The following is a 16596-nucleotide window of genomic DNA, read 5'->3' on the forward strand; positions in this document are numbered from 1 at the left end:
CCGCCGGTTCTATGGCAGTGCTTCCATCGGCGCGAGCTTCTTTTCACCTTGGTTGGCGCGCCGACGGGGTACGATTCCTGAACATCGGATACAGCCAAGGTTCAGCGCTTATGCTTAATATCGCCGTCATGATTGACTCCGATCTGCCAGCAACCGGGCCGCAAACGCCGCAGGCGACGCCCAAGATCAAAGGCGTGGCCGACGACATGGCCGCGATCTTCGGGCGCGAATTGCGCAGCGCGCCCGCGGCACTGCCGGTCCTCGCCCACCCGGAACGGCTGCGCCGCAGACGTCGCCCGTGGCTGGCGATGCTCGCCGCCGGCGGCGTGCTGGCGATGCTGACCGCGGGAATTGTCGGCGGCAGCAACGTCATGGAGGCACCGGTCGCCGCGCCGGCGAAGCGCGTCGCGACGAAGCGACCGCAACCCCTGCCGCAACCGGCCGCCGTACCGGCCGTCGCGCCGCAGCCGGTCCAGATCGCCGACGCCACTCCAGCTTTGCCGCCCTCGCCCGACGCCGGCACGGAAGACGCGCCGGTGACGCCCGAGGCCCCCGCCCCCCGTCCTTATACGCCGGCGCGGGAGATGAGTGTCGACGCGCCGCCGCGCCCGGTTGCGCCCCGCGTCGAACGGCCGAGCTCTGCACCCGAGCGTGCCGCCGTACTGGCCACCGCACCGGTCCGCAGCGCCTGTTTCGACGAGGCGAGCTGCCTTGCGCCGCAATTGCGCAGCGCGGAGCGCACCGTCGCGATCGCCTACGACCAGGCGACGATGGCGCAGGTCCGTGCCGGCACGCTGCGCGATTATCGGGACGAATGGCTCCGCGCCCGCCGCGTCGCCGTCCGGCGGCCGCGCGAGGCGTTGCGCATTTATGGCATGATCGCCGCCGACCTGCGCCTTTTCGCCGAGGATGCGCCGGCGGGGGATCGCGTGGCGCTGCAATGATCGGCTTCCGGCGCGAGCGGCTCGCGCCGGCGGACGGCGTGCGGGCGGGCGTGCAGCCGCTCTATGCGATCGGCGACGTCCACGGCCGCTACGATCTGCTGCATGCACTGCTCGCCGAGATCAACCGCGATGCGGCGGAGCGCTATCCGGGCGTGACGCCGCTGCTGGTGCTGTGCGGCGATTATGTCGATCGCGGGCCGGCGTCCGCCGAGGTGCTCGCCGCGCTGACCTGGTTATTGCGCTCGACCGCCGTGGAAGCGCGGCTGCTCGAAGGCAATCACGAAGCGATGCTGCGCGACTTCCTCGAACGGCCGACCGATCATGGCCGCTGGCTGGCGGTCGGCGGTGCCGCGACGGTGCGATCGTACGGCGTCGACCTGCCCGAGCCGGCCGAGCTGGAACGACCGGCGGCGCTGACCGCGCTGCGCGACAGCCTGCTCGATGCAATGCCGACCTCGCATTATCATCTGCTTCTCCGGCTCGAACTGCTGATCGAGATCGGCGATTATGCCTTCGTGCACGCCGGTGTCGTGCCCGGCGTCGCGCTGCACGCCCAGCGCCGCGACGACCTGCTGTGGATCCGCGAGGGGTTCCTCGACCATCCGAAACCCGCCGCGTCGATCATCGTCCACGGCCACACCTGGACGGGCGACCGCCCGACGGTATTGCCGCACCGTATCGGCATCGACACCGGCGCCTACAAGACCGGCGTACTCACCGCATTGCACCTGTGCGAGGATCGCGCCGAGATCATCCAGGTGATCGACGGGAGCACCGCGCGCTGACCGGATTCAGGAATAGCGTTCCTCCGTCCAGGGATCGCCGCGCATGTGATAACCGTTGACCTCCCAGAAGCCGGGCGCGTCGGCGCCGAGGATGTCGATGGCACGCAGCCATTTGGCGCTTTTCCACAGATAGAGATGCGGGACGAGCAACCGCGCCGGGCCGCCATGCGCGCGCGTCAGCGGCGCACCGTCCCAGCTGTGCGCCACCATCGCCTGCTCCGCCGCGAAATCGGTGAGCGGCAGATTGGTGGTGTAACCGTCATAGCCGTGCAGCATGACGAACGCCGCCGCGGCGCTCGGCTGCACCACGTCGAGCAGGTCGCGCGTCGCGACGCCGGCCCATTCATTGTCGTAGCGCGACCAGGTCGTGACGCAGTGGATGTCCGACCGGTCCTGCGTCTGCGGCAGCGCCATGAACGCCGCCCAGTCGAGCGTCACCGGCCGCTCGACCAGGCCGCCGATGCGCAATTCCCACCGGTCGGTGGCGATATCCGGCTGGCGACCGAGATCGAGCACCGGCCAGTCACGCACCAGATGCTGCCCGGGCGGCAACCGCTCGCCCTCGGGTCGCGCGCCATGGCCGGTCAGGAACTTGTGCTCGCTCGCCCAGCGCCGCTTCGAGCGGGTCAGCTTGCTGTCGGGCGGCGTCGCATCGTCGGTCATGTCGATCTCCGTTCCGTTGTACATCCCGCATCATCGCCCCCGATGGCAAGCGGGATGACGGGCAGGTGAATTCCGCGTCACGATGACGTGTCGGGGGCACGGCGAGGTTGAACGCAGCGGGTCGGCGACCGATCTCCGCCGCCGTTCACTGCGAGGACGAAGCATGACACCCGACGAACGCACCCTTCTGACGAATTTCCTCAACGAGCTGGTCGCGACGCGCGGCGTCGCCAAGGACAATGAGGCGGACGCGCTGATCCGGCAGGCGCTCGCCGCCAATCCCGACGCGGGCTACGTGCTGGTCCAGCATGCGATCGTCGCCGACCAGTCGCTGCACGCCGCGCAGGCCCGGATCGCGGAGCTGGAGCGGCAAATCGCCCCGCCGGCGCCATCGCCAAGCTTTCTGCCGACCGACCGCGGACCATGGGGCGGGTCGCAACCCGCTTATGCGCCACCGGCACCGGAGGCACGGCCCGGCATCCTGTCGGGGGGTGGCGGCCTCGGCAGTTTCCTGCGGTCGGCCGGCACCACGGCGGCGGGCGTCGCCGGCGGCGAGATGCTGTTCAGCGGGCTTTCCGACCTGTTCGGCGGCCACCACGGCGGTGGCTTCGGCGGTGGCGGCCAGGGCTTCCTCGGTGCGCCCGAAGAGAATGTCGTGATCAACAATTACGGCGACGACGACGACGATAGCAACGACAGCAGCGGCTGGTAGGTGCCGGCGCGGGCCGTGCCGCGCCGGACCATCGTCACTTCCCGCTCGGCGTGGCCCGCATGCTGGTGTAGCGAAGCGCACGACACCGCCCCTGTAGGCGACCGATCGAGGCAGACGCATGGCCCGCAAGCACGGCAAATTCCGGTACGACGACGACCTCCCCGCCGAGGAGGAGGCGGCACCCGTGCCCCCCTGCTGGCTGTGCGGCCGGCCGACGGGCAAGACGATCGTCTGGCATCATCCGGTGCCCAAGAGCCGCGGCGGGCGCGACGTCGTGCCGATGCATCCGATCTGCCAGCAGACGGTGACCGCCAATTTCACCAATTCCGAGTTGCAGCGCCACGGCATGAACGCCGAGGGGCTGCTCGCCGACCCGGCGACGCGCAAGTTCGTCGACTGGGTGGCGAACAAGGACCCGGACTTCACCGCCACCATCACCAAGAAGCAGCGCTGACCCGGCGTCTATCGTGACGCGAGCGGGACCCCCTGCCGCGCCGGCAGCTCGGCGATGTCGGACGAATCCGACCAGATATTGATCCCGCCATCGACCGCGGCCGCGTCGATCGCGGCGAGTTCGTCCGCCGAGAATGCCGGATTGTTCAGCGCGTTCAGCGAATCGTCGAGCTGGGCGACCGATCGCGCGCCGATCAGTGCGGAGGTGACGCGGGGATCGCGCAGCACCCAGGCGATCGCCATCTGCGCCAGCGTCTGGCCCCGTGCCCGCGCGATCCCGTCGAGCGCGTGGATCGCCGCCACGTTCGCCTCGCTGAGCAAGGTCTGCGACAGCGAACCGTCACGGCTGGCCCGCGCATCGCCCGGCACGCCATCGAGGTATTTTGCGGTGAGCATACCTTGTGCGAGCGGCGAAAAGGCGATGCAGCCGGTACCCAGATCCGCCAGCGTCGCGAGCAGCTCGCGTTCGATCCAGCGGTTGAGGATCGAGTAGCTCGGCTGGTGGATGAACAATGGCACCTTCTCCTCGGCGAGGATCGCCGCCGCCTGCCGGGTCAGCCCCGGCTCGTAGGAGGAGATGCCGACGTACAGCGCCTTGCCCTGGCGGTGGAGCTGCACCAGCGCGCCCATCGTCTCCTCCAGCGGCGTCGTCGCATCGACGCGGTGGGAGTAGAAGATGTCGACGTAATCGACGCCCATGCGCTTGAGGCTCTGGTCGCAACTGGCGATCAGATACTTTTTCGAGGAGCCGATGTCGCCATAGGGACCGGGCCACATGTCCCACCCCGCCTTGGTCGACAGGATCAGCTCGTCGCGATGCGCCCTGAAGTCGGTCGCGAGGACGCGGCCGAAATTCTCTTCCGCCGATCCGTAGGGCGGGCCGTAATTGTTGGCGAGATCGAAATGGGTGACGCCGCGGTCGAAGGCGCGACGCAGCACCGCGCGGCCGGTCTCGAAGACGTCGGTGCCGCCGAAATTCTGCCACAGCCCGAGGCTGATCGCCGGCAGGCGCAAGCCGCTGCGGCCGGTGCGGCGATAGGACATGCCGGCATCGTAGCGGCCGGCAGCGGCGGTATAGGGTTCGGGAAAGGCCATGAAAAATCCTCGATCACGCAGCTGGGGAGACAGCGACCAAAGCCATCGCCCGGGCAAAAGGTTGCCGGATCGCCGGCGACTACATCGCGAGCGGCTTGTCGTAGCCGGTCAGTTCCAGATAGCCGCGCCCGCCGGGCGTGCGCACCGCCCCCTCCCAATAGACCGGCAGGCCGCCGCGCCGCGCGTCGAGTTCCTGCGCGGCGAACAGCGGCGTCAGCCGGTGCGTCGTGACCTTGCCGTCGACGCGAATGCTGAGATCCTGCATCACTGGATAGACCGCCCCGGTCGCGCGGCTGCGCCAGGTGGCGACCGGCCGGAAGGCGACGTCCCCCGGCGCCAGTACCGTCGTCCGTCCGTCGGGCCGGCGCAAGGATCCGCCCGTCCAGAGCGTTCCGCCGCCCTTGCGCCGGATGCGGAACGCCATCAACGCCGATCCGTCGTCGAGGTTGAGCCCGGTCCAGTCCCAGCCCTGCGCCGCGGGTGCAAGGTAGTTGGACGACCATTCGCGATCGAGCCACGCCTCGCCGGTCACCGCGACCGCGCGCCCGCCGATCTGCACCTGCCCGGCGACCCGCAGATGCGGGATCGAATAATAATAGCTCGCCTCGTCGGGGAGCGGTCCCTTGCGGCTGTAGCCACCGCGTCCCTGCGGCAGCGGCGGCTGCGTCGGCCGGAACGCCAGTGCCAGCCGGAAGCCGTCCGCCGTCACCGCGGTCTGCCAGCGCCCGTCGGAGGCGCGCCGCAACCGCCAGTCGCGGATCGCCACGTCGGCGTCGCCGGTCCGCGCCGCGGCGAGGCCGAAGCCCTGCCGCGCGGAGCGCTCGCCGTGCAGCAGCCGCCCGGTGGCCGGATCGGACAGCGCGGCATGCGCGAACAGCACCTGCCCGGCGGCGAACCGGCTGGGGTTGCGCGGATCGACCGGCGGACGCGTGCGGAAGAAGGTGACTTGAAAGCCGAGATCGCGCCCCTCCGCGGTCTTCAGCCAGCCGGTGACGTACCACCATTCGGTCCGGAACGCGGGGTGCGCTCCGTGATCGACGGGAAAGCGCAGCACGATGCCGGGTCGCACCTGCGGATAGGGCGCCGCCGCCGGGGCCGCCACCGCGACCGCCGCCAGGCAGCCCGTCATCGTCGCCAGAGGCTTCATCACCAATCCTCCCGTACCGAGGTGATCGCGCTGCGTGCGGTCGCGCGCCGCCCGGCGAGCACCGCCGTCACCGCCGCCGCCCCGGTCAGCGCCGTGGCGACGCCGACCAGCGTGCCGAACGGGATGCGGGTCGTCATCGTCCAGTTGAACGACTGCGGGTTGATGACGTGGATCAGCACCTGCGCCAACAGCAGGCCGAGTCCGATGCCGGCGAGCGCCCCGGTCAAGCCGACGATCGCGCCCTCGATCCCGAGCATCGCGGTCAACTGGCGGCGCGTCAGGCCGAGGTGGCGGAGCATGCCGAATTCGCGCTCGCGGGCGATCGTCTGCGCCGACATCGTCGCCGCCACCCCCGCCAGCCCGACGAGGATCGCCACCGCCTCGAGCAGATAGGTCACCGCGAAGCTGCGGTCGAACAGCGTCAGCGCCAATTGCCGCAACGTCGCCGGCCGGGTGATCTCGACCTGCCCGCGCAAGCTCGCGGGCAGCCGTGCGGTGAGCGCGGCGGCGACGCGGCCGGCGTCCTGCCCCGGCGTCAGCATCACCGATATCTCGTCGCGGCCCTCGTCGCCGGTCAGCCGCTGATAGTCGCGCTCGTCGACCAGCACCGCGCCCGCCTGCCGGCCGTAGTCGCGCCAGACGCCGGCGACGACGAAGCGGGTGCGGCCGGCGATCGGCAATTCGATCGTCTCGCCGGGGTCCCAGCCGTACAGACGCTGCGCCGGCTCCGACACCCAGACCGGCAAGGCGCCGCGCGGCAGCGACGGCGCGCGGTCGATCAGCACCAGCAGCGGATCGCGGCCGCCCCGCTCCGGTCGAGCGATCAGGCTGATCGGCGGGCGGTCGGCGGTGATCGTCAGCGGCGATTGCCGGCTGAATGCCACCGTCGCGATGCCCGGCGTCGCCGCCAGCCGCGCGCGCGTCGCGGGATCGAACGACGCCCCAGCGGTGGTGCGCGCGTAGAGATCGGCGCCGAGCACGTCGCCGAGCCAATCGTCCACCGCGCCGCGGAAGCTCGTCACCATCGTCGCCATCGCGATCATCAGTGCGGTCGACGCGACGATGCCACACAAGGCGGTCGCCGCCTCGCCCGGCGCGCCGTGCAGGTGCCGCACTGCCAGCAGGCGCGGCACGTCGCCACCGCCGCGACGCGCGAGCGGCGCCAGCAAGGTCCGGGCGAACCACGGCACGCCCGCCACCCCGCCCGCCAGCATCAGCGCCATGCCGACGAAGCCGAACAGCGGCAGGCCGGCGACCGCGGGTAGCAGCGCCGCCGCCGCGCCGGCGGCGAGCAGGGTCGCGGCGGGCCACCAGGCGACCGGCCGGCGCGGATCGAGCACGTCGCCCGCATTCTTCAGCGCCGCCGCCGGCGCCGCCCGCGCCGCGACGCGCGCCGGAAGCGCGCTGCCGAGGATCGCCGCGGCCAGACCGAGCGCGAAGAAGCCGAACGCCGCCGCAGGCTGGAAGACGACCTGCGCACGACCGCCACCGAAATAGCCCGCGCCGAGATCGCCGCCGAACCAGTGCAGCGCCGCCCAGGCGAGGCCATAGCCGGCGAGAAGACCCGCGGCGGCCCCGACCAGCCCGATCGCGACGCCCTCCACCACCACCGCGGCGATCACCCCGCCGCGCGGCATGCCGAGCGTCCGCAGCAAGGCGAAGGCGCGCTGCCGGCGGACCACCGACAAAGATTGCGCCGAGTAGACGAGGAAACCGCCGGTCAGCAGCGCGACCAGCGCCAGCATGTCGAGATTGACGCGATAGGCGCGCGACAGCGCATCGCCCTGCGCGTTCTGCGACGCCGGAGAGGACAGCACGGCATCGGCGGGCAGCAGCGCGCGTAACGTCGGCTCGGCCGCGTCGCGATCGGACATGGCGAGATCGAGCCGGTCGATCCGCCCCAGCCGGCCGAACCGCCATTGCGCCGCGGCGATGTCGATCACGCCGACCGCGGTCTCGTCCGCCCCCGGCAGCGTCCCCGCGATCCGCAGCGGCACCGTCCGGCCGTTGGCGGTCGCCTGAACGATTTCCCCGACCCGCGCCTTCGTCTGGGCGAGCGCGCGGCGGGAGAGGAACAACGCCGCCTCGTCGAACACGCCGTCGTTGCCGGTATCGGGGCCGGCGGGGCGGATGCCGATCAGCGACGGCGTCACCGCCGCGGCGCGGATCACGTCGATGCCGAGCAGCGTCAGGCGCGTGCCGCCGATCCGCGCGTCGAGGCTGACGACCGGGCTGGCATCGGCGACGCCGCGCGCCGTCGCCACGCGCGGATACAGCGCCTCGTCGAAGCCGAGCGGGCTGGTCGCGCGCACCGACAGTTCGGCCTCGCCGCTGATGCCGCGCATCGCGCCGTCGAACGACGCCAGCGCCGATCCGTTGACGAGATGCACCGCGAAGCCCAGCGCGACGCCGACCGCGATCGCCACCGCCGTGGTCAGGAAGCGCGCCGGATGGAACCGCCACTCGCCGCCGATCAGCCAGCCGAGCGCCAGCCGTCCCCGGATCAGCCCGGCGCGCTCAGCCACGCCGATCGACCAGTCCGTCCGCGCCGAGCGTCAGCACGCGGTCGGCGATCGCCGCGCTCGCCTCGGAATGCGTCACCATCACGCCGGCTGCGCCATGACCGCGCACCGCGGTGGCGAACAGCGCCAGCACCCGCGCCGCGGTATCGGGGTCGAGATTGCCCGTCGGTTCGTCGGCGAGGATCAGCGCCGGGCGATGGACCAGCGCCCGCGCGATCGCGACCCGCTGCAACTCGCCGCCCGACAGGTCGCGGGCATAGCCGCCGCCGCGCCCGTCCAGCCCGACCGCATCGAGCATCGCATCGGCCCGCCGGTCGGCCTCCGCCGCGTCCGGCGAGACCAGCGCCAGCGGCAAGGCGACATTCTGCCGCAACGTCAGATAGGGCAGGATATGGAAGGCCTGAAAGACGAAGCCGATCCGCTCGCGGCGCAGCCGCGTGCGCGCCGCCTCGTCGAGCGTGCCGAGATGAATGCCGTCGATCGCGACTTTGCCCTCGTCGGCGTCGTCGAGCCCGGCGAGGATGTTGAGCAGCGTCGACTTGCCGACACCGGATTCGCCGATGATCGCGACCAATTCCCCCGCCGCGACCGACAGGTCGAGATTGCGGAACAGCCTTCGCGGTCCGGGCACCGATTTGCCGAGCGCGCGCACCGCGAGCAACGGCCGCTCGCCATGTCCATCGCTCGTCCCAGCGTCCATGCTCATCCTACCGCCCCCCCGTGCGCGCACCGCAGGCTGCGCCGGCACTTAGTCGGTACATCTGGTCACCCATTCGGTTCCCGCCACTGTCGGGCGGGCAACGCGAGGGTTTGCGAACCCGCACGTAACGCAGGCGGTCGCAGGCGATGATGAGGCTCGATCGGTTTCCCCGACAGATCCGTCACCCCGGATCCGTTCCGGGGTCCACCGGGCCGCAAGGGCAACGTCGCGCCTCCAGCCTTTCTCCTCGCCGCGGGGTGGACCCCGGAACCAGTCCGGGGTGACGGAGTGGGCTTGGATAGCGCCGGGCCCATATGGACGGCCATATGCGATAGCGCCGCGATGCAAACCCAAGCCAGTGCTCCCGCGGAGGCGGGAGCCCAGGGCCAAGCAAAACAATATCCTATAGCGTGCGTGACTCCTGGGCTCCCGCCTGCGCGGGAGCACTGATGGTGTTTTCGGAAGTTTCACCCCCGGCAGGTAACACACCAATTTTCCAAGAGGTCTCGCAACGCGGCGCTTGCACTCCACCGGCAACCTCCCGCACCACAAGCGCATGGTCAGCACCGCCCCCGCCCCGTGAACCGGCATCATACCCCACGGCCGGCGCTGGCACCCGGGCGGATGGCCGCACCGGCGGCCCTGCGCCCGGTGCGCCCGCGCTTCTATCGCGCCGGGCGGCTCGGCCCGCTCACCACGCTGGCGATCCGCGCCGCCGCCGTGCTGCTGCTCGTCGGCATCGCGCTCGGCGGTCACTGGATCGACCGGGCGGGCCTGCGCGACAATACCGACGGCGCGGTCAGCTTCCTCGACATCGTCTATTTCACCGTCATCACCGTGACGACGGTCGGCTATGGCGACATCGTCCCGGTCAGCGATTCGGCGCGGATGTTCGATACGTTCGTCGTCACGCCGATCCGCATCTTCGTGTTCCTCATCTTCCTGGGAAGCGCCTACAGCTTCATGCTGCGGCAGGGATGGGAGCGGTGGCGTATGGGACTGGTCAGGCACGAACTGAAGGATCACGTCATCGTCTGCGGCTTCGGCCGCTCGGGCTCGGCGGCGGTCGGCGAATTGATCGAACGCGGCCATCCGCCGGAGCGGATCGTCGTGGTCGACGCCAACGCCGACCGGCTGCGCCTCGCCGAGGCATGGGGCGTCGCCACCGTCGAAGGCGATGCGACCCACAACAAGGTGCTCGAAACCGCCAAGGTCGGTGCCGCGCGCAACGTCATCATCTGCCCCGGCCGCGACGACACCGCGGTGCTGATCATCCTCACCTGCCGTCGCCTCGCGCCGCATGCCGGCATCGCCGTCTCGATCGCGGCGATCGAGAACGAGTTGCTGGCGCGCGACGCCGGTGCCAGCATCATCGTCAACCCGGTGAGCTTCGGCGGCCAGTTGCTCGCGCAATGCACCGCCGGCCCGCACGTCGCCGACTATGTCGCCGACCTCGTCACCCGCGGCGGCCAGATCGAATTGCGCGAACGCCCGGTCCGCGCCGACGAGATCGGTACCGCGCCGCGCGACGGCACCGACGGCCAGATCGTCCGCATCTATCGCGACGACCGGGCGATCGGCGTCCTGCAACCCGAAGCGCGCGAGCTGCGCGCCGGCGATTGGGTGATCGAGCTGGTCGAGGCCGCCGATGCGACCAAAATCTGAACCGCGCCGATGCAGGAACTGACCCTCGCCGTCGTCGGCATCGACTTCGCCAATGCCGACGGCAGCAACCGCCGCTCCGAAACGATGATGACGCTGCCAGGCGAGCCGGTCGCCCTGGTGCCGGAGCCGAAGAACAAGCACGACGGCAATGCCATTGCGGTCATCGGCCCGCGCGGCGTGCAGCTCGGCTATCTCAGCGCCGAGCGGGCGCCTTATGTCGGCATGCGGCTGGGTCGCGGCGAAGCGGTGGCGGCGATCTTCCAGGGCATGGACGGCAATGCGGCCTATATCCGGCTGCGCTTCGGCGGCGGCCAGCCGACCTTGCCGACGCCATCCGCGCCGGCGCGACGGTCCGCACCTTATGACCCGGACGCCTTCTATCCCGACGACGACGGGCCGGAATGGGGCGCCTGACCGCCTAGCGCAGGCCGAAACCGGCGGCGCTGCTCTCGCCGTCATCGGTCCGCTCGCGCCCGGCGAGGATATTCTCCAGTTCGCCGAGCGTATGCGGCACGTCGAGATGCTGCGCCCCCAGGAACAGGCGGCTGCCCTCGCCCTCCGGCACCGCATGGGTCAGTTTGTCGATATCGACCAGCGCCTTGCCCGTGGGCAGTATCTCGATCTGAACGAACCGCATCGTCTTCTCCAAGTCGCACCGCCTCGGCGCGTCGGCAGGAAACGAACCACCGCCGCGAAAGACGCGTGGGCGGAAACCGTCATCGGGCGTTATACCCGTCCGACCCGTGCAGGAGCCTCCATGCCAAGACCCGATATCCTCCGACCGCGCCATGCCGGCGAGCCGCGCTGATCCATGGCAGAGGTGGTAATCAGCCCGAGCGGGCCCGGCGCGATGGAAGCCGGCCTGATGATCGACGAGACCGGCACCCGCTTCGTGGTGCTGACCTTCAACGAGCCCGATGCCGATCCGGTGCTCGTCACCTTCACGGTGCCGATCTTCCAGGATTACGTCCGCCATCTCGTCAAGACCGCCGAGGCGGCGGCGGACGAGCTCAATTGGGTGGTGCCGGACTGATCCGCCACGCCGCCGACCGCCCGTGTCTGTCCGAGGAGACCAAAGATCGCCCATGCCAGCAACGTCGTCTATTGCGACGGCCCCAACAGCCCGCATGCCTTCGACATCATCGCGCTGCAGCCGCGTAACGGCACGCTCGATGCGAAATGCCCGATCTGCCACGGCTATGGCCAGTGGAACGTCGAGATCGACCTGGTCAGCTTCCGCTGCAAGCGCGCGATCTGCGACACCTGTCACGGCGCCGGCTGGATCGAGACGGGCAACGACCCCGTCGGCCATGCCGACATCGTGATGGCACCCGACGGCTATCCGCAATGGGTGGTCACCTTCGACCGCCCGCAGGAAGCCGGACCGGCGCCGAGCGACCCCGCCGCACCGCTGTCGCCGGAATGATGCTGGAACTCTGCGAATGCCGTCACCAGCGGCATGCCGACCATGGCCGGTTGCGCTGCTGGTGACCCCTACGGGAATCGAACCCGTGCTTCAGCCGTGAAAGGGCCGCGTCCTAACCGCTAGACGAAGGGGCCAGCGAGGGGTGCTGCTAGAGGGGGGTCGGCGATCGGTCAAGGGGTTGTGATGCATCAATTCGCCCAGGCGGCGTCTTCCAGGTGCATTTCCGCCGCCGGGCGGCTGCCCCAATCGTCGATCCTGGCGCGGCCGGCGAGCCATAGCCGGCGGTGCGGCGCGGCGGCGAGCAGCGCCTGCCCCAGCGCGGTGTCGGCGGCGCGGAACGCCACCGCCTTGAAGCTGCGGCCGTCGTCGCCCGCCACCACCGCGCGGACGTGGCCGCTGCCGACGACGTCCGCCTTGATGATCCGCACCGGCCCGGCGGCGATCCGCGGCGCCGGCCAGCCCATGCCGTACGGTCCGCCGACATCGAGCGATTCGACCAGCAGCGGGTTGATCCCGCCGGGCGCGAGCACCGCGTCGACCAGCAACGCGCGCTCACCGATCGCGCGGTCGACGCCGGCGGCCAGCCGCTCTTCGAGGAAATCGGCGAAGGCGGCGATGCCGTCGGCGGCGATCGTCAGCCCCGCCGCCATCGCATGGCCGCCGCCGGCGACGAGCAGGCCCTGCTCCTTCGCCGCGAGCACCGCCGCGCCGAGATCGACCCCGGCGATCGACCGGCCTGAGCCTTTGCCGAGCCCGTCCTCGCCGATCGCGATGACGATCGCCGGCCGGCCGAACTTCTCCTTCAGCCGTCCGGCGACGATGCCGATCACGCCGGGATGCCAGCCCTCGCCGGAGACGACGACGACGCGGCGGCCGTCGTTGGCGAGCAGCTCGGCGGCTTGCTGCACCCCCGCCTCGATCAGGCGGCGCTCCTCGTTGAGCCGGTCGAGTTCCTCCGCGATCGCGCGCGCCTCGTCGGGATCGCGCGTGGTGAGCAGCCGCACGCCTAGATCCGCGCGGCCCACCCGGCCGCCGGCGTTGATCCGCGGCCCGAGCGCGAAGCCGAGGTCGCTGCACGTCGGCGCGCGCGTCAGCCGCGACGCCTCGATCAACGCGGCGAGGCCGACGTTGCGGCGCTGCGCCATCACCTTGAGCCCCTGAGCGACGAAGGCGCGGTTGAGGCCGCGCAGCTGCGCGACGTCGGCGACGGTGCCGAGCGCGACGATGTCGAGATGGTGGATCAGATTGGGCTTGGGCCGATCGGCGAAGAAGCCGCGTGCCTCCAGCGTGCGCAGCAGCGCCGCGGCCAGTAGAAAGCAGACGCCGACCGCGGCGAGATGGCCGTGCGCCGCGCCTTCGTCCTCGTCGAGCCGGTTGGGATTGACCAGCGCATGCGCCAGCGGCAGCGCGGCGGCGCATTTGTGGTGGTCGACGACGACGACGTCGACCGGATGCGCGTGCGCCATCGCCAGCGCCTCGAACGCCTGTGCGCCGCAGTCGACGGTGACGATCAGCGACGCCCCCTCCCCCGCCAGCCGGACCAGCGCGTCGCCCGACGGGCCATAGCCTTCGAGCAACCGGTCGGGAATGTACGGCCGCGCCTCGAGCCCGAGATCGCGCAGCACGAGGATCATCAGCGCCGCCGAGGTCGCGCCGTCGACATCGTAATCGCCGAACACCGCGACGCTCTCGCCCGCCTGCACCGCATCGGCGAGGCGGATCGCGGCGCGGTCCATGTCGCGGAACACCGACGGGTCGGGCATGAAGGCGCGGATCGACGGCGCGCGATGCTGGTCGAGCGTCTCGCGCTCGGCGCCGCGGGCGAGCAGCAATTGCGTGACGAGATCGTCGGCACCGAAACCGTCGCGCGCGTCGGCGGCGAGGCTGCGCCAATGCCAGGGCTGGCCGAGAATCGAATGCGATACGCCGAGAACGGGGGTCATGGGTGTCGAGGGGTTCCGGGATAGGTGCCACGATCAGGCACCCTCATGCCTTAGGGCAGAACGGACGTTATCGTAACCATATTGCCCGAGGTACCTCTATCTATTTGCGTCCTCGCTCGCATGCGCGTTTCGGAACCACCAGACCCAAAGCAGCGTCAGCGCCGATAGCGTCCCGATCGCCCGGACGAGCAAGGGCATCGCCGCCCAGGGCGGCGCCGACCCGCTATACCGGGCGAGGGCATAGCCGATCGCCAAGGTGAAGGCGCCGAACCGCGCCGGAGCGAGCGGCGCCAACCACCGTATTCCCCAGAAGGCCACCGCGGCGACCAATAGCGTCGAACCGAAGGCGTTCAGCAGGTGCGACAGCAAATCCATCGCCACAGGCTATGCCGCTCCGCGACCAATGGCCAGATCGAATAGCGCGCGCGACGGAGTGCCGACCCTATGCACCTTCGACACCGGCCCCCCGCCGCCCTATATGCAAGCCAATGGCCGATTCCTTCGATCTGGGCGAACCGCCGCAGCCCGCGGCCAAGGCCGCCCCCTATCGCGTGCTCGCGCGCAAATACCGTCCGCAGACCTTTTCCGAGCTGATCGGGCAGGATGCGATGGTCACCACGCTCGGCAATGCGATCAAGCGCGACCGGCTGGCGCATGCCTTTCTGATGACCGGCGTGCGCGGCGTCGGCAAGACCTCGACCGCGCGGCTGATCGCCAAGGCGCTCAATTGCGTCGGTCCCGACGGCACCGGCGGCCCGACGATCGATCCGTGCGGCGTCTGCGAACCGTGCCGCGCGATCGCCGAAGGGCGCCATATCGACGTCATCGAGATGGACGCCGCCAGCCATACCGGCGTCGACGACGTGCGCGAGATCATCGACGCGGCCCGCTATGCCGCGGTGTCGGCGCGGTACAAGATCTACATCGTGGACGAGGTCCACATGCTCTCCAAGAACGCGTTCAATGCGTTGCTGAAGACGCTGGAAGAGCCGCCCGCGCACGTCAAATTCCTGTTCGCCACGACCGAGGTGAACAAGGTGCCGATCACCGTGCTGTCGCGCTGCCAGCGCTTCGACCTGCGCCGCATCTCGGCGGAGCAGCTCGCCGCGCATTTCGCCTTCGTCTGCAGGCAAGAGGGCGTAGAGGCCGAGCCCGAGGCGCTGATGCTGATCGCGCGTGCGGCGGAAGGCTCGGCGCGCGACGGCCTGTCGATCCTAGACCAAGGCATCGCGCATGCCGGGCTCGAAGGCGGCGGCGTGACCGCGGCGGCGGTGCGGCAGATGCTCGGCCTGTCCGATCGCGGCGCGGTACGCGACCTGCTCGCCCTCGTGCTCGCCGGCGATGCGGCGGGCGCCCTCGCCAGCCTGCGGCGGCAGTACGATTACGGCGTCGATCCGCAATCGGTGCTGCGCGCGATGCTCGAGAGCGTCCACGGCATCACGCTCGCCAAGGTCGGCACCGCCGAAGACCCGGCGCAGCCGGTCGAGGAGCGCAACGCGCGCGCCGAATGGGCGGAAAAGCTGTCCTTCCCTGCCCTGCACCGGCTCTGGCAGCTCTTCCTCAAGGGGCATGACGAGGTCGCCAGGGCGGCACTGCCGATCGAGGCGGCGGAGATGGCGCTGCTGCGCGCGATCCACGCCTCGACCTTGCCCGACCCCGGCGAGCTGGCGAAGCAGATCGCCAGCGGCAAGCTCGGCGCTTTGTCGGCGCCCGCGGCCGCTGCCCCCGCAGCACCGGCCGCGCCGGTCGCTGCCGAACGGCCCGGCGCGCCCGCCGATTTCGAGGGCCTCGTCACCCTGCTCGAGGACAAGGGCCATTTCGCCGTCGCCGCGCAGCTCAGCCACGGCGCGCGCGTCGTCCGCTACGAAGCGCCCGAGCTGGTGCTCAGCGGATCGCGGCCGATGTCGGCGGACACGCTGCGCGACGTCGCCGAGGCGCTGAAGGCGGCGACGGGGCAGGTATGGAAGATCGTCTTGGAGGATGCGCCCGGCGCGCCTACCTTGCGCGAGAAGGCCAAGGCGGATGAAGAGGCGACACGGCAGGCGATCCTCGCCACGCCGCTGGTGAGGGCGGCCTTCGCGGCCTTTCCCGAAGCCGAACTGGAAGCCTGGCCGGGCAAACGGAGCAACGCATGAAGAATATCGACGAAATCCTCGCCATGGCGCAGAACGTCCAGAACGAATTGCAGAAGGCGCAGGACCAGCTCGACACGATCGAGGTCGAGGGCGTCTCGGGCGGCGGCCTCGTCAAGGTCAAGGCGAGCGCCAAGGGCCGGATCATCAACATCGCGATCGACGATTCGCTGATCGAAGTGTCGGAAAAGCAGATGCTCGAGGATCTGCTCGCGGCGGCGTTCAACGACGCGCGGACCAAGGCAGACGCGGTGTCGGGCGCTGAAATGTCGAAGATGACCAGCGGTCTGCCCCTCCCGCCGGGCTTCAAACTGCCGTTCTGACCTTTCCTTACCAAGGACTGTCATCCCCGCGCAGGCGGGGATCCAGACGCGCGGATTTCTCTTGAGCCGCAACGCCAGCGTTTATG

17 protein-coding genes and 1 tRNA gene are annotated in these 16596 nt (G+C 70.3%); 9 read left to right on the plus strand and 9 right to left on the minus strand.

Annotated features, from left to right (window positions below; all coding sequences use genetic code 11):
- The first annotated feature begins 128 nt into the window (after window positions 1-128).
- Window positions 129-944, plus strand: a complete 816-nt coding sequence (locus tag MC45_RS18575) for a hypothetical protein (protein WP_156143786.1) — start codon at window positions 129-131, stop codon at window positions 942-944.
- Window positions 941-1729 carry a metallophosphoesterase gene (locus tag MC45_RS06455; RefSeq protein WP_038660957.1) on the plus strand — a complete coding sequence of 263 codons (789 nt, stop codon included), beginning with the start codon at window positions 941-943 and terminating at the stop codon, window positions 1727-1729. Before MC45_RS18575 ends, MC45_RS06455 begins: the two co-directional genes overlap by 4 nt.
- Window positions 1730-1735: 6 nt before the next feature.
- On the opposite strand, the gene MC45_RS06460 is transcribed toward MC45_RS06455, so the two are convergent.
- Complete coding sequence (locus MC45_RS06460) at window positions 1736-2392, minus strand: sulfite oxidase-like oxidoreductase (RefSeq protein ID WP_038666672.1); 657 nt, start codon at window positions 2390-2392, stop codon at window positions 1736-1738.
- Window positions 2393-2555: 163 nt separating this feature from the next.
- On the opposite strand from MC45_RS06460, the gene MC45_RS06465 reads away from it, so the two are divergent.
- The gene (locus tag MC45_RS06465; RefSeq protein ID WP_052075543.1) at window positions 2556-3104 is read left to right on the plus strand and encodes a DUF2076 domain-containing protein; all 549 of its coding nucleotides are present in this window, start codon (window positions 2556-2558) and stop codon (window positions 3102-3104) included.
- A 118-nt stretch (window positions 3105-3222) separates the two neighbouring features.
- Window positions 3223-3558: a hypothetical protein gene (locus tag MC45_RS06470; RefSeq protein ID WP_038660960.1), complete on the plus strand. Its 336-nt coding sequence runs from the start codon at window positions 3223-3225 to the stop codon at window positions 3556-3558.
- 8 nt (window positions 3559-3566) lie between these two features.
- On the opposite strand, the gene mgrA is transcribed toward MC45_RS06470, so the two are convergent.
- The 4 genes from mgrA to MC45_RS06490 all read right to left on the minus strand — a co-directional run bounded on the left by mgrA (window position 3567) and on the right by MC45_RS06490 (window position 9021).
- Complete coding sequence (gene mgrA / locus MC45_RS06475) at window positions 3567-4652, minus strand: L-glyceraldehyde 3-phosphate reductase (RefSeq protein ID WP_038660963.1); 1086 nt, start codon at window positions 4650-4652, stop codon at window positions 3567-3569.
- Between the two features lie 79 nt (window positions 4653-4731).
- Window positions 4732-5799 (minus strand): lipocalin-like domain-containing protein, encoded by a 1068-nt coding sequence (locus MC45_RS06480; protein ID WP_038660966.1) that lies wholly within the window; start codon window positions 5797-5799, stop codon window positions 4732-4734.
- Window positions 5799-8324, minus strand: coding sequence for an FtsX-like permease family protein (locus MC45_RS06485; RefSeq protein WP_179944566.1), 2526 nt, complete (start codon window positions 8322-8324; stop codon window positions 5799-5801). The genes MC45_RS06480 and MC45_RS06485 overlap by 1 nt, the downstream gene beginning before the upstream one ends.
- Window positions 8317-9021: an ABC transporter ATP-binding protein gene (locus MC45_RS06490; protein ID WP_156143899.1), complete on the minus strand. Its 705-nt coding sequence runs from the start codon at window positions 9019-9021 to the stop codon at window positions 8317-8319. Before MC45_RS06490 ends, MC45_RS06485 begins: the two co-directional genes overlap by 8 nt.
- A 579-nt stretch (window positions 9022-9600) precedes the next feature.
- Here MC45_RS06490 and MC45_RS06495 point away from each other — a divergent pair.
- Both MC45_RS06495 and MC45_RS06500 read left to right on the plus strand, forming a co-directional pair.
- Window positions 9601-10686 carry a potassium channel family protein gene (locus tag MC45_RS06495; RefSeq protein ID WP_245640859.1) on the plus strand — a complete coding sequence of 362 codons (1086 nt, stop codon included), beginning with the start codon at window positions 9601-9603 and terminating at the stop codon, window positions 10684-10686.
- Between the two features lie 9 nt (window positions 10687-10695).
- Entirely contained in the window at window positions 10696-11100 is a 405-nt protein-coding gene (locus MC45_RS06500) for an HIRAN domain-containing protein (protein ID WP_038660972.1), read from the plus strand.
- Between the two features lie 4 nt (window positions 11101-11104).
- On the opposite strand, the gene MC45_RS06505 is transcribed toward MC45_RS06500, so the two are convergent.
- The gene (locus MC45_RS06505) at window positions 11105-11323 is read right to left on the minus strand and encodes a hypothetical protein (RefSeq protein ID WP_156143787.1); all 219 of its coding nucleotides are present in this window, start codon (window positions 11321-11323) and stop codon (window positions 11105-11107) included.
- 174 nt (window positions 11324-11497) lie between these two features.
- On the opposite strand from MC45_RS06505, the gene MC45_RS06510 reads away from it, so the two are divergent.
- The gene (locus tag MC45_RS06510; protein ID WP_137899029.1) at window positions 11498-11719 is read left to right on the plus strand and encodes a hypothetical protein; all 222 of its coding nucleotides are present in this window, start codon (window positions 11498-11500) and stop codon (window positions 11717-11719) included.
- A 452-nt stretch (window positions 11720-12171) separates the two neighbouring features.
- On the opposite strand, the gene MC45_RS06515 is transcribed toward MC45_RS06510, so the two are convergent.
- The 3 genes from MC45_RS06515 to MC45_RS06525 all read right to left on the minus strand — a co-directional run bounded on the left by MC45_RS06515 (window position 12172) and on the right by MC45_RS06525 (window position 14430).
- A tRNA-Glu gene (locus tag MC45_RS06515) sits at window positions 12172-12246 on the minus strand.
- A gap of 54 nt (window positions 12247-12300) precedes the next feature.
- Window positions 12301-14055, minus strand: coding sequence for a single-stranded-DNA-specific exonuclease RecJ (gene recJ / locus MC45_RS06520; RefSeq protein WP_038660980.1), 1755 nt, complete (start codon window positions 14053-14055; stop codon window positions 12301-12303).
- Window positions 14056-14151: 96 nt separating this feature from the next.
- Window positions 14152-14430: a hypothetical protein gene (locus tag MC45_RS06525; protein ID WP_038660982.1), complete on the minus strand. Its 279-nt coding sequence runs from the start codon at window positions 14428-14430 to the stop codon at window positions 14152-14154.
- Between the two features lie 113 nt (window positions 14431-14543).
- Between MC45_RS06525 and MC45_RS06530 the strand changes: the two genes are divergently transcribed.
- Both MC45_RS06530 and MC45_RS06535 read left to right on the plus strand, forming a co-directional pair.
- Entirely contained in the window at window positions 14544-16190 is a 1647-nt protein-coding gene (locus MC45_RS06530; RefSeq protein ID WP_038660984.1) for a DNA polymerase III subunit gamma/tau, read from the plus strand.
- Window positions 16187-16510, plus strand: a complete 324-nt coding sequence (locus MC45_RS06535) for a YbaB/EbfC family nucleoid-associated protein (RefSeq protein WP_038660987.1) — start codon at window positions 16187-16189, stop codon at window positions 16508-16510. The genes MC45_RS06530 and MC45_RS06535 overlap by 4 nt, the downstream gene beginning before the upstream one ends.
- Window positions 16511-16596 lie beyond the last annotated feature (86 nt).

The sequence above is a fragment of the Sphingomonas taxi genome (assembly GCF_000764535.1).
GTDB classification, from domain to species: Bacteria; Pseudomonadota; Alphaproteobacteria; order Sphingomonadales; family Sphingomonadaceae; genus Sphingomonas; species Sphingomonas taxi.